Source organism: Cupriavidus sp. FW216-B1 (assembly GCF_058789195.1).
This window is the reverse complement of the sequence record NZ_JBYTEL010000001.1, coordinates 640,601-652,907: the sequence shown is the minus strand read 5'-3', so window position 1 is coordinate 652,907 and position 12,307 is coordinate 640,601. Positions and strand designations below refer to the sequence as shown.

Annotated in this window: 12 protein-coding genes; 10 read left to right on the top strand and 2 right to left on the bottom strand. The window is 72.4% G+C overall.

The annotated features are described in order from the left end of the window. Positions 1–76: 76 nt before the first annotated feature. The 6 genes from AC3WXD_RS02790 (at position 77) to bluB (ending at position 5,420) form a co-directional block, all read left to right on the top strand. The gene (locus tag AC3WXD_RS02790) at positions 77–1,690 is read left to right on the top strand and encodes a rhodanese-like domain-containing protein (RefSeq protein ID WP_492322993.1); all 1,614 of its coding nucleotides are present in this window, start codon (positions 77–79) and stop codon (positions 1,688–1,690) included. A 93-nt stretch (positions 1,691–1,783) separates the two neighbouring features. Beyond that, positions 1,784–2,779, top strand: coding sequence for a Bug family tripartite tricarboxylate transporter substrate binding protein (locus AC3WXD_RS02785; RefSeq protein WP_020203380.1), 996 nt, complete (start codon positions 1,784–1,786; stop codon positions 2,777–2,779). Between the two features lie 9 nt (positions 2,780–2,788). Further along, positions 2,789–4,009 (top strand): cystathionine beta-lyase, encoded by a 1,221-nt coding sequence (gene metC, locus AC3WXD_RS02780; RefSeq protein WP_492322992.1) that lies wholly within the window; start codon positions 2,789–2,791, stop codon positions 4,007–4,009. A 52-nt stretch (positions 4,010–4,061) separates the two neighbouring features. Then, positions 4,062–4,307: a FitA-like ribbon-helix-helix domain-containing protein gene (locus AC3WXD_RS02775; protein WP_454733218.1), complete on the top strand. Its 246-nt coding sequence runs from the start codon at positions 4,062–4,064 to the stop codon at positions 4,305–4,307. Then, the gene (locus AC3WXD_RS02770; protein WP_059411739.1) at positions 4,304–4,723 is read left to right on the top strand and encodes a type II toxin-antitoxin system VapC family toxin; all 420 of its coding nucleotides are present in this window, start codon (positions 4,304–4,306) and stop codon (positions 4,721–4,723) included. Before AC3WXD_RS02775 ends, AC3WXD_RS02770 begins: the two co-directional genes overlap by 4 nt. Positions 4,724–4,754: 31 nt before the next feature. Beyond that, on the top strand, positions 4,755–5,420 hold the full coding sequence (gene bluB / locus AC3WXD_RS02765) for a 5,6-dimethylbenzimidazole synthase (RefSeq protein WP_492322991.1): 666 nt from the start codon (positions 4,755–4,757) through the stop codon (positions 5,418–5,420). Between the two features lie 8 nt (positions 5,421–5,428). On the opposite strand, the gene AC3WXD_RS02760 is transcribed toward bluB, so the two are convergent. Next, positions 5,429–5,899, bottom strand: coding sequence for an Lrp/AsnC family transcriptional regulator (locus AC3WXD_RS02760; RefSeq protein WP_020203375.1), 471 nt, complete (start codon positions 5,897–5,899; stop codon positions 5,429–5,431). Positions 5,900–6,026: 127 nt separating this feature from the next. Between AC3WXD_RS02760 and AC3WXD_RS02755 the strand changes: the two genes are divergently transcribed. The 3 genes from AC3WXD_RS02755 (at position 6,027) to AC3WXD_RS02745 (ending at position 8,708) form a co-directional block, all read left to right on the top strand. Beyond that, positions 6,027–6,428 (top strand): hypothetical protein, encoded by a 402-nt coding sequence (locus tag AC3WXD_RS02755; RefSeq protein WP_492322990.1) that lies wholly within the window; start codon positions 6,027–6,029, stop codon positions 6,426–6,428. Further along, on the top strand, positions 6,385–7,329 hold the full coding sequence (locus AC3WXD_RS02750) for a LysR substrate-binding domain-containing protein (protein WP_492322989.1): 945 nt from the start codon (positions 6,385–6,387) through the stop codon (positions 7,327–7,329). The genes AC3WXD_RS02755 and AC3WXD_RS02750 overlap by 44 nt, the downstream gene beginning before the upstream one ends. Positions 7,330–7,427: 98 nt before the next feature. Then, a complete protein-coding gene (locus tag AC3WXD_RS02745) occupies positions 7,428–8,708 on the top strand; it encodes an MFS transporter (RefSeq protein ID WP_492322988.1) in 1,281 nt (426 codons plus the stop codon). A gap of 15 nt (positions 8,709–8,723) precedes the next feature. On the opposite strand, the gene AC3WXD_RS02740 is transcribed toward AC3WXD_RS02745, so the two are convergent. Next, positions 8,724–9,647: a LysR family transcriptional regulator gene (locus AC3WXD_RS02740; RefSeq protein ID WP_454733214.1), complete on the bottom strand. Its 924-nt coding sequence runs from the start codon at positions 9,645–9,647 to the stop codon at positions 8,724–8,726. A 121-nt stretch (positions 9,648–9,768) separates the two neighbouring features. Here AC3WXD_RS02740 and metE point away from each other — a divergent pair, with 121 nt between their 5' ends. Further along, entirely contained in the window at positions 9,769–12,132 is a 2,364-nt protein-coding gene (metE, locus tag AC3WXD_RS02735) for a 5-methyltetrahydropteroyltriglutamate--homocysteine S-methyltransferase (RefSeq protein ID WP_059411743.1), read from the top strand. Positions 12,133–12,307 lie beyond the last annotated feature (175 nt).

Sequence of the window (12,307 nt, the reverse complement as noted above, 5' to 3'; positions counted from 1 at the left end):
GTTACGACGCATTTCCCCTTGCCTCCCGCGCTCGCGCGGCCACGAGGCAGGCCCCCTTCTTGCCTGGACCAACCGCATGCCCCAGCCACTTTCCGCTCATCCCGCCCTGGTCGATCCCGCCACGCTCAAGGCCTGGCTGCACGGCCCCGGCGAAATCGCCCTGCTCGACGTCCGCGAGCACGGCCAGTATGGCGAAGGCCATCCCTTCCACGCCGTGCCGCTGCCATACAGCCGGCTCGAGCTCGAGATCGGCCGCCTGGCGCCCAACGCGGCCGCGCGCATCGTGCTGGCCGACGACGGCGACGGCGTGGCGGCGCGCGCCGCGCGGGCGCTGGCCGGGCTGGGCTATGCGGCCGTGTTCGTGCTCGACGGCGGGGTGCCGGCCTGGCAGGCCGCCGGACATGCGCTGTTCGCGGGTGTCAACGTGCCCTCCAAGACCTTCGGCGAACTGGCCGAGCATCACTACGGCACGCCGCGCGTGTCGGCGCCGGAGCTGGCCGCGATGCTGGCCGGCGAGCGCCCGCCGGTGGTGCTGGACGGGCGGCCCGCGAGCGAATTCCGCAAGATGAACATCCCCGGCGCCGTCTGCTGCCCCAACGGCGAGCTGGCCTACCGGCTGCGCGACCTCGTGCCCGACCCCGCCACGCCGGTCGTCATCAACTGCGCCGGGCGCACGCGCAGCATCATCGGCGCCCAGACGCTGATCAACCTCGGCGTGCCCAACCCGGTGTTCGCGCTGGAAAACGGCACGCAGGGCTGGTACCTGAACGACTTCGCGCTGGAGCACGGCGGCACGCGGCGCTATCCGGACAATGCCGCGCCGGCGGGGCTGGCAGAGGCGCGCGCCGCGGCCCGCGCGCTGGCCACGCGCTTCGCGGTGCCGCACGCCGGCGCCGGCGAGGTCGATGGCTGGCTGCGCGACCCCGCGCGCACCACCTACCTGTGCGACGTGCGCACGCCCGAGGAATTCGCCGCCGGCTCGGTGCCGGGCGCGCAGAACACGCCGGGCGGCCAGCTGGTCCAGGCCACCGACCAGTACGTCGGCGTGCGCCGCGCGCGGCTGGTGCTGATCGACGCCGACGGCGTGCGCGCCCCGGTGGCGGCAAGCTGGCTGCGCCAGATGGGACACGACGCGGTGGTGCTCGAAGGCGGGCTCGGCGCCGCGCTGGCGGCGGGGCTTGCCGCGTCCGCCGGCCCGCGCGCGCCGGCCTGCGCGCTGCCGCGCGTCGGCGCGCGCGACCTCGCCGCGGGGCTGGCGGCGGGCCGGCTGCTGGCGCTCGACGTGCGCCCCAGCATGGCCTACCGCGCCGGCCACGTGCCCGGCAGCCGCTGGTCGATCCGCCCGGTGCTGGCGCGCGACCTGGCCGGCGTGCCGCGCGACATGCCGCTGGCGCTGATCGGCGACGAAGACGGCGTGGCCCTGCTCGCCGCGGCCGAGCTGGCCGCGCTCGGCTTCGGCGGCGTCAGCCTGCTCGACGGCGGCATGCGGGCGTGGCAGGCCGCCGGCCTGGCGCTTGCCGACGATGCCGGTGCGGCGGTGCTGCCCGACGCGCGCTGCATCGATTTCCTGTTCTTCGTGCACGACCGCCACGACGGCAACAAGGAGGCCGCCCGCCGCTACCTGGCGTGGGAGACCAACCTGATCGGCCAGCTCGACGAGCAGGAGCTGGCCACTTTCCGCTTCGCCTGATTCGCCGCGCCGGGTCGCGTTTTTGCTTGTCCGCTCGTCCACTTGTCCGCTTCAGACATCGCTCCACGCCCAAAGCCAGAAAAGGAGGTCCCCATGTCTCGCCCCACGCAAGTCCTCGCCGGCGCCCTCGCCGCCACCGCCGTGCTGTGCGCCGGCCTCGCGGCGGCCCAGCCGCTCGCGCCCGTCGGCGGCTTTCCGGCCCAGCCGCTGCGCATCGTCTCGCCGTTCCCGGCCGGCGGCGGCAACGATGCCGTCACGCGCATCGTCGCCACCCACCTGGGCGAGGTGCTGGGGCAGACCGCCGTGACCGACAACCGCGGCGGCGCCGGCGGCAATATCGGCACGCGTTTCGTGGCCGAGTCCAAGCCGGACGGCTATACCCTGCTGACCTCGCAGGTCTCCGTGATGGCGGTCAACCCCTCGCTCTACAGCGCGCCCGGCTTCGACCCGGTGAAGCAGTTCGCGCCGGTCACGCAGATCAACGCCGCGCCGCTGGCCATCGTGGTGGCCGCCAACGCGCCGTGGCAGAGCTTTGCCGAACTGGCCGCGCAGGCCAGGGCCCAGCCGCACAAGATCACCTTCGCCACGCCCGGCAACGGCACGCTCTCGCACCTGGTCGGCGTGGTGCTGGACAAGGACAGCGGCGTCGCCCTGCAGCACGTGCCCTACAAAGGCGCGGGCCCGGCCATCAACGACCTGCTGGGCCACCAGGTGGACGTGCTGATCACCTCCACCTCGTCGGTGGCGGGCTTCATCCAGGGCGGGCGCATGCGCGCGCTGGCCGTCACCAGCCCGCGCCGGCTGGGCGTGTTCGCCAAGGTGCCGACGCTGGAAGAGCTCGGCTACCGCAATGCCCGCTTCGAGGACTGGTACGGCGTGTTCGTGCCGGCCGGCACCTCGCCCGAGCGCATCGCCCTGCTCAACCGCGCCATCGTGCAGGTGCTGCAGATGCCGGAGGTGGTCAAGCTCATCAACGACGGCGGCAGCGACGTGGTGGCCAGCAAGCCCGATGCGTTCGCGGCCCAGCTCAAGGGCGACATCGCGCGCTGGTCGCAGATCGTCAAGCTGTCCGGCGCGCACGTGGACTGAGGCCCGACGATGACACACCGCCCCCTGACCCGCCTCGTCCACGGCGGCCGCGCCACCGCCGTGGACGGCGGCCGGCCCGTCAATCCGCCGCTGGTGCGCGCCAGCACGGTGCTGTTCGATTCCACCGCGCAGATGCGCGAGATGCGCGGCCGGCGCGGCAGCGAGCGCCTGTTTACCTACGGCGCGCGCGGCACCCCGACCGCCTTCGCGCTCGAAGACATGGTCACGGAACTCGAGGGCGGCTACCGCACGCGCCTGTTTCCGACCGGCCTGTCCGCCGCGGCCATGACCCTGCTGGCCTGCCTGCGCCCGGGCCAGCACGTGCTGCTGCCCGACTGCGTCTACGAGCCGGTGCGCAGGCTGGCCACGGGTTTTCTCGCCCAGCACGGCATCGCGGCCGGTTTCTACGCCGGCGACGGGCACGACCTGCAAGCCCGGCTGCGGCCCGAGACGCGGCTGGTCTACGTGGAAACGCCCGGCTCGCTGGCCTACGAGATGTGCGACCTGCCCGCCATCGCCGGCATCGCCCACCGCCACGGCGCGCTGGTCGCCGCCGACAACACCTGGGGCTCGGGCCTGCTCTACCGCCCGCTGGCGCTCGGCGCCGACATCTCGCTGATGGCCGCCACCAAATACCTGTCCGGCCATTCCGACGTGATGATGGGCACGGTCTGCGCCACCGAGGCCGCGTGGCCCGCGCTGGCCGGCGTGGCCGACGCCTTCGGCATCGCCGTCAGTCCGGACGACGCCTACCTGGTCCAGCGCGGCATGCGCACGCTCGGCGCGCGCATGGCCCAGCACGAGCGCGGCGCGCTCGCGGTGGCGCGCTGGCTGCAGGCGCGCGCCGAGGTGGCCGAGGTGTTCTGCCCCGCCCTGCCCGGCGACCCTGGCCACGCGCTGTGGCGGCGCGACTGCCACGGCACCAACGGGCTGCTGTCGTTCGCGCTGCGCGAGGCCGCGCCGGGCGCCGCCGGGCACTTCATCGACCACCTCGCGCTGTTCGGCATCGGCGCCTCGTGGGGCGGCTTCGAAAGCCTGGCGGTGCTCGCCGACATGCGCGGCGCGCGCAGCGTGACCGACTGGTCGGCGCGCGGGCAGGTGGTGCGGCTGCATATCGGGCTGGAAGACAGCGACGACCTGATCGCGGACCTCGCGCGGGGCTTCGAGGCGATGGCGCGGATGGCCGCATACGGCATCGACAGCGACGGCGGCGGCGAACAGCACCAGTGACACGCGCCGCCCATGTGCTAGCATTGCATGCAACGCAAGCACGGGAGCCGGCATGGCAACGCTGACAATCCGCAATATCGACGAGGCGCTCAAGGCGCGCCTGCGCCTCGAAGCCGCCCAGCACGGGCGCTCGATGGAAGAAGAGGTGCGCGCCATCCTGCGGCAGGCGCTGAGCAAGCCGTCTCGCACGGAGGGGCTGGGCAGCCGGATCCGGACGCATTTCGCGCACCTGTCCGACCCGGGCGTGCCGCTGCCTCCCCGCGACGAGCCGCCGCGCGCGGCGGACCTGCCGGAATGATCGTCCTCGACACCAACGTGCTGTCGGAGCTCATGCGCGCGGCGCCGGACGCGGCGGTCGTCGCGTGGCTGGACCGCGCTTCCGAGCAGGCCTTCGCGGTGACGGCCGTCACCGTCGCCGAATTGCTCACCGGCATCGCCCTGCTCGCGGATGGCCGGCGCAAGGCCGGGCTCTACGCGGCGGCGACCGGCATGCTCGACGCGGAATTCACCGGCGCCGTGCTGCCGTTCGACGCCGAAGCCGCGGGCTGCCATGCGGAGATCGTCGCCATGCGCACCCGGGCCGGCCGCCCGATCAGCATGGCCGACGCGCAGATCGCGGCGATCTGCCTGCGGCACGGCGCCGTGCTCGCCACCCGCAACGGCAAGGACTTCGGCGGCATCGGCCTGACCGTGGTCAACCCGTGGCACGACTGAGCGGGACCTTCCTGCCCACCTGCATCCGCCCATGACCGACCACGCCGACGCCGTCTTCACGCCCCACGACCAGCAGCGCTTCTACGACCTCGTGGCGGCGCGCCGCGACATGCGCCATTTCATCGCCGGCGCGACCGTGGACGAAGCCGTGCTGCTGCGCCTGCTGCGGGCCGCGCACGCGGCGCCTTCGGTCGGCCTGATGCAGCCCTGGCGCTTCATCCGCATCGCCGATCCGGCCATGCGGGAGGACATCGCCGCGCTGGTCGAGGCCGAGCGGCAGCGGACCGCGCTGGCGCTGGGCGAGCGCGATGCCGAATTCCTGCGGCTGAAGGTGGAAGGCGTGCGTGAATGCGCGGAGCTGCTGGTGGTGGCGCTGGCGCCGGACGACGGCACGGTGTTCGGCCGGCGCACCATGCCGCGCGAGATGGCGCTGTGCTCGGCGGCCTGCGCGATCCAGAACCTGTGGCTGGCCGCGCGCGCGGAAAACCTCGGCATGGGCTGGGTCTCGATGTTCGCGCCCGAGGCGCTGGCCGCGCGGCTGTGCATGCCGCCGGGCGCGCAGCCCATCGCCATCCTGTGCCTGGGGCCGGTGCGCGCGTTCTATCCGGCGCCGATGCTGGAAATCGAGAACTGGCGCCACGGCCGGCCGCTGGCGGCGTTCGTGGCGACGGACGGCTGGGACACGCCGGCGTCCTGAGCCGCGCCTCAAGGCGCCACGGAGGGCTCGCGCTTCATGGTGCGCAGCACGAAGGTGGAATGGCTGTGCCGCAGGCCGGGCAGCTTGTACAGCTTGTGGCGCAGGAACTGCTCGTAGCCTTCGGTGCCGGCGACCGCCACCTTGATGAGGTAGTCGTACTCGCCGGTCAGCAGGTAGGCCTCCATCACCTCGGGCAATTCGGCCAGCGCCTCGCCGAAACGGTCGAGCATGTCGTCGTCGTGCCGGTCGAGCGTGACCTCGATCAGCACGGTGTCGGGCAGGCCGAGCGCTTTCTGGTTCAGCAAGGCCGCATAGCCCTCGATCACCCCGCTGTCTTCCAGCGCGCGCACGCGGTTCCAGCACGGCGTGGGCGACAGGCCGACCTGCTCCGCGAGCTTGAGGTTGGAGAGCCGGCCGTCGCGCCGCAGCGCGCGCAGGATGCGGCGGTCGGTTTCGTCGAGTTTGGGAGAGCTTGCCATGACTTTGCGTGACCGAAAGAAGGATTCACCCACGATCCTATCATTCACGGATAATTCATCTCCATATTTGTGGGAATGGCAGGGAATAAAGAAGCCCATTCCGCACCGCCGCTGGTAAATTTGTCGCATGAATCCGACGCCGCTTTCCAGCCCTGCCATGCCCCCCATGCCCACCCTGAATCTCGCGCTGCGCCTCGACCGCGGCGATGTCTTCGGCGCCATCGAATGGACGCTCGCCAATGCCCGCCGCACCGGCCTGACCCTGGCCGGCATGGATTTCGATGCCGCCGCGCCGTGGGCGCTGACGCTGTCGGTCGCCGCCGCGGACGCGGACCTGCTGGACCTGTTCGTCAGGCGGCTCGGGAACGGCGTGGACGTGCTGGAAGTGCGCGAGGTCGCCGCGGCTGCGCCCGCCACCGCGCTTGCCGCCGCCGCGCCGGCTCGGTATCCTCAGGCCGCCAACAGGCTGCCCTCGGGAACGTCTCATGCCGCTTCGTCTTCCACCCCTCTCGGCGCTGCGCTTCTTTGAAGCCGCCGGCAGGCACCAGAGCTTCAAGCTCGCCGCCGCCGAGCTGAACGTGACGCCGAGCGCGGTCAGCCACGGCATCACCGGCCTGGAACAGGCGCTCGGCGTGGCGCTGTTCGTGCGCGAGCCGCGCGGGCTGGCGCTGACCCCGGCCGGGGCGGACTACCTGGCCTACATCTCCGAGGCCTTCGCGCTGATCGCCACCGGCACGCAGCGCCTGCCGGACCGCCGCGCCGGGCGCACCATCGCCGTGAGCTGCGCGCCGACGCTGGCGTCGCGCTGGCTGCTGCCGCGCCTGCACGATTTCCGCCGCCGCTGGCCGGACGTCAACGTGACCGTGAATACCTCGCGCCGGCTGGTGGGATTCCCCGCCGACGGCTTCGACTTCGCCATCCGCATGAGCCGCGCGCCGGTGCCCGGCACGGCGTGGGACCGCCTGTTCGGCGAGCAGTTGCTGCCGGTATGCAGCCCGGCCTGCCGCGCCGGCACGCTCGACGCGCAAGGCCATTTCGATCCGCGCCTGGCCACGCTGATCCACGTGGACACCGCCGGCGAGGACTGGCCCGCGTGGCTGGCCGCCACCGGCATGCCGGACGCGGCGCCGGCCGGCAACCTGCGCTTCGACACCATCCAGCTCGCGCTGGAAGCCGCCGCCGCGGGCCTGGGCGTGGCGCTGGGGCGGCGGCCGCTGGTGGACCGCGAACTGGCCGCCGGCACGCTGGTCACGCTCGGCGCGCCGCCGCTGGCCGCGCGCACGGCCTACTGGCTGGTCAGCGCCGAGGGCGCCGCCGAGACCCGGGGCCGGCCCGATCTCGCCGGCTTCCGGCAATGGCTGCTGGCCGAGGCGCGGGCCTGCGCGGAGCCCGTCGCGCCACCAGTAGCGCCGGCGCCGGCCCTGCGCTGAGCGCGGGCACAGGTGAGCCCGCCTCACGCGCAGCCGAATTCTTTTCCTTTGTCGCGCGTGCCGCCCGCTGCCAGTATTGGCGCAGGAGGAACACCACCATGCCGACGGCGCCAGCCCAAGACCACCACGACCCGCGCAGGGGTTCCCTGCGCAACCCCGCGCTGCCGGTAGTGATCGCGGCCGCGCTGATCCTCAGCGCGGCGATGGGCGTGCGGCAGACCTTCGGGCTGTTCCTCGGTCCCCTGTCGTTCGACCGCGGCATGCCGGTCACGCTGATCGCGTTCGCCATCGCGCTGCATAACCTCGTATGGGGCCTGGCCCAGCCGTTCGCCGGCGCCGCGGCCGACCGCCACGGCTGCGCGCCGGTAGTGGCGTTCGGCGGCGCGGCCTTCGCGGCGGGCCTCGGGCTGGCGGCGGTGGCGCCGTCGGGCGCCATGCTGGTCATCGGCATGGGCGTGCTGGTCGGCATCGGCATCAGTTGCACCAGCTTCGGCGTGGTGCTGAGCGCGGTGGGCCGCGTGGCCACGCCCGCGCAGCGCAGCATGGCGATGGGCATCGCCAGCGCGGGCGGCTCGCTCGGGCAGGTGCTGGTGGTGCCGCTGGCGCAGTCGGTGCGCGCGGGCGCGGGTGTCGGCGCCTCGCTGTTCGTGCTCGCCGCGGTGATGCTGCTGGCCGCGCCGCTCGGCCTCATGCTCGAAAAGCGCCACGCCGGCGGCGCGCCCGCGCGGCAGGCGCCGGCGGAGCCGCTGCGCCCGGTGCTGGCGCTGGCAAGCCGCCACCGCGGCTACCGGCTGCTCACGCTCGGTTTCTTCACCTGCGGCTTCCAGCTAGCGTTCATCGGCACCCACTTGCCGGGCTACCTGACGCTGTGCCACCTGCCCGCGGGGCTGGGCGCGACCGCGCTGGCGCTGATCGGGCTGTTCAACATGGCGGGAAGCTGGACCTGCGGCTGGCTGGGCGGGCGCTTCCGCCAGCAATACGTGCTGGGCTGGCTCTACCTCGTGCGCGGCGTGGCCATCGCCGCCTTCCTGCTGCTGCCCAAGAGCGCCACCTCGGTGATGGTGTTCGCGGCCGTGATGGGCCTGACGTGGCTTGGCACGGTGCCGCTCACCAGCGGGCTGGTGGCCAAGGTGTTCGGCACGCGCCATCTCGGCACGCTGTTCGGCGTGGTCTTCCTCAGCCACCAGATCGGCTCCTTCCTCGGCGCGTGGCTGGGCGGCTTCATGTTCGACCTGACCGGCTCCTACTCGCTCGTGTGGGCCGCCACGGCGCTGGCCGGGCTGGTGGCGGCGCTGCTGCATTTCCCGATCGACGACAGCGTGGCCGGCACGCCCGCGCCGCCGCCAGCGCCGCGCGGCGCGGCTCCGCGCTCCGCCTGACCCGCCACCGGGACGCTACCGGTTGTCCGGCAGCAGTTCGATGCCGTCCAGTTCGGCGGCGCAGGTGTCGCGCACGATGGAAACGAAGTCGCGCACATAGGGCCGCTGCGCCAGCGCCGCCGGCGTGGTCGCGTACAACTCGCTCCACAGCCCCCGCGCGCCGATGCGCTTGGCCAGCACGTAGTCGTGGTCGACATAGTTCTTCACGCCCCAGTTCGGCAGCGCGGCCACGCCGCGGCGGCTGGCCACCAGTTGCAGCACCGCCACCGTAAGCTCGGCCGTGCGCCGCTGCAGCTTGATGCCGGCGGGCTCCAGCACCTCGCGGATCAGGTCGATGCGCTGCTCGGGCACCGGGTAGGTGATGAGCGTCTCGCCGGCGAGGTCCTGCGCCTCGATGCGGCGCTTGTTGCGCAGCCGGTGCTCGTTGGCGATCACCGCCAGGATCTCGAAGCGGAACAGCGGCGCCACCGCCAGTCCGCGCTTGGCCGGCGGCAGCGAGCCGATCACCATATCGGTCCGGCCTTCGGCCAGCAGCGCCAGCGGGTCGGCATGGAAGCCCGCCACCAGGTCCACCTCCACTTCCGGCCAGCGGCGGCGGAACTCGTCCATCACCGGCATCAGCCAGTCGAAGCAGGTATGGCATTCGAGCACGATGCGCAGCTCGCCGCGCGTGTCGCCCTTGAGCCGCGCGAGGTCGCGCTCGGCCGTGCTGATGGCGGCCAGCGTCTCGCGCGCCAGCGCCAGCAGGCGCTCGCCGGCGGGCGTGAAGCGCAGCCCCTGGCGGGTGCGGTCGAACAGCGGCAGGCCGTAGTGCGACTCGATGCCCTTGATCTGGTGCGACAGCGCCGACTGGCTCACGTGCACGCGCTCGGCCGCGGTGGCGAGCTTGCCCGATTCGGCGATCGCCACGAGGGAACGCAGGTGCCTGACTTCGATCATGACTGGCCGCTCCGCCTGATATGAAACTGATTCATACGTTGATTAAATCTTATCGCTTGATTCATTCTACGCCGGATCCGACACTGGGCGCCATCGTCACACACCACATACGGAGTACCAGATGGCACGGACACATATCGCGGGCTTTCCCCGCATCGGCGCCCAGCGCGAACTGAAATTCGCCCAGGAAGCCTTCTGGCGCGGCGAGACCGCCGAATCCGACCTGCGCGAAGTGGCCGCCGGCCTGCGCCGGCAACACTGGCAGGCCCAGGCCGAGGCGGGCCTGGACAGCGTGGCGGTGGGCGACTTCGCCTACTACGACCAGGTGCTCGGCACGAGCGCGCTGCTCGGCGCCCTGCCCGCGCGCTTCGGCTTCGACGCGAAGCAACTGAGCCTGGCGCAGTATTTCGAGCTGGCGCGCGGCAACAAGGCGCAGCCCGCGCTGGAAATGACCAAGTGGTTCGATACCAACTATCACTACCTGGTGCCCGAGCTTGGACCCGACACCCGCTTCGACGGCGGCGTGGACTGGTTCTTCGACGAGGTGGACGAGGCGCTGGCGCTGGGCCTGTCCGCCAAGCCGGTGCTGATCGGGCCGGTCACTTACCTGTGGCTGTCCAAGAGCCACGTCGAGGGCTTCGACCGCCTGAGCCTGCTGCCGGCGCTGGCGGCCGCCTATGCCCGCATCCTGGCGCGCCTGCGCGAGCGCGGCATCGAGTGGGTGCAGATCGACGAGCCGGCGCTGTGCCTGGACCTGGAGCCGGCCTGGCTCGACGCCTATGACAGCGCCTACGCGGCGCTGGCAGGCAGCGGCGTCAAGCTGCTGCTGGCCACCTACTTCGACACCGCCGCCGACCACGCCGCGCGCGCCGCCGCGCTGCCGGTGCAGGGCTTCCACGTCGACCTGGTGCGCGCGCCGCAGCAGCTCGACGCATGGCGCCGCGTGCTGCCGGCCGGCGCGGTGCTCTCGGCCGGCGTGATCGACGGCCGCAACATCTGGCGCGCCGACCTGCGCCGCGCGCTGGCCGTGCTGGCGCCGCTGCGGGCCGAGCTGGGCGAGCGCCTGTGGGTGGCGCCGTCCTGCTCGCTGCTGCACGTGCCGGTGTCGCTCGCGGCCGAGCACAAGCTCGATGCCGAGATCAAGAGCTGGCTGGCCTTCGCCACCGAGAAGCTCGCCGAGGTGAACGTGCTGGCGCGCGCGCTCGACGAAGGCGAAGCCGCCGTCGCCGCGCAGCTTGCCGCCAACGACGCCGCGCTGGCCTCGCGCCGCAACTCGCGCCGCGTGGTCAACCAGCAGGTGCAGGCGCGCATGGCCGCCATCACCGCCGACATGGCCGAGCGCGACAGCGCGTTCGACGTGCGCATCGCCCGCCAGCGCGACGCGCTGCAACTGCCGGCGCTGCCCACTACCACCATCGGCTCGTTCCCGCAGACCGCGGCGATCCGCCAGACGCGCGCGGCCTACAAGCGCGGCGACATCGGCGCGCTGGAATACCTGCAGCGCATCCGCGCCGAGATCGAGACCGCCGTGCGCAAGCAGGAAGCGCTGGGTCTGGACGTGCTGGTGCACGGCGAGGCCGAGCGCAACGACATGGTGGAATATTTCGGCGAGCAGTTGTGCGGCTATGCGTTCACCGCCAACGGCTGGGTGCAGAGCTACGGCTCGCGCTGCGTCAAGCCGCCGGTGATCTACGGCGACGTGTACCGCCCCGAGCCGATGACGGTGGAGACCACGCGCTACGCGCAGTCGCTCACCGAGCGGCCGATGAAGGGCATGCTCACGGGCCCGGTGACGATGCTGCAATGGTCGTTCGTGCGCGACGACCAGCCGCGCTCGGCCACCGCGCTGCAACTCGCGCTGGCGATCCGCGACGAGGTGAGCGACCTCGAGCAGGCCGGCATCCGCGTGATCCAGATCGACGAGCCCGCGCTGCGCGAGGGCCTGCCGCTGCGCAAGGGCGACTGGGCCGCCTATCTCGCCTGGGCCGTGCATGCCTTCAAGATCTCGGCCGCCTCGGTGGCGGACCAGACGCAGATCCACACCCATATGTGCTATGCGGAGTTCAACGACATCCTGCCGGCCATCGCCGCGCTCGACGCGGACGTGATCACCATCGAGACCTCGCGCTCGGCGATGGAGCTGCTCGAAGGCTTCGGCGAGTTCGACTATCCCAACGAGATCGGGCCGGGCGTGTACGACATCCACTCGCCGCGCGTGCCCAGCGTGGAGGCCATCACGCATCTGCTCGAGCGCGCCTGCGAGGTGATCCCGCCTCAGCGGCTGTGGGTCAACCCGGACTGCGGCCTCAAGACGCGCGCATGGCCGGAGACCGAGGCCGCGCTGGCCAACATGGTGGCGGCCGCGCGCGCGCTGCGCGAGCGCGTCGGCAACGACGGCGCCGCGCGCTGGCAGCGTGCCGGCGCCGCGGGCCAGGCGGCGCATCACGCCACGCAAGCCTGCGACTGCGCCGGCCACGCGCGCTGAACCGGCGCGCCGGCCCGTCGCGCGGGCGGGTTGGCGCCGCCGTTTTCCCGCCGGCTTTCTTCCCTTGCGTCGCTGTGTCACATAGCGTGCGGCAAGCCTTGTTTCGTATCGTACGCGGCTTGTCCAGCACGATACGAGGCGCGTGTCCCACGCAGGACCGCCGCCACAAGGGAAG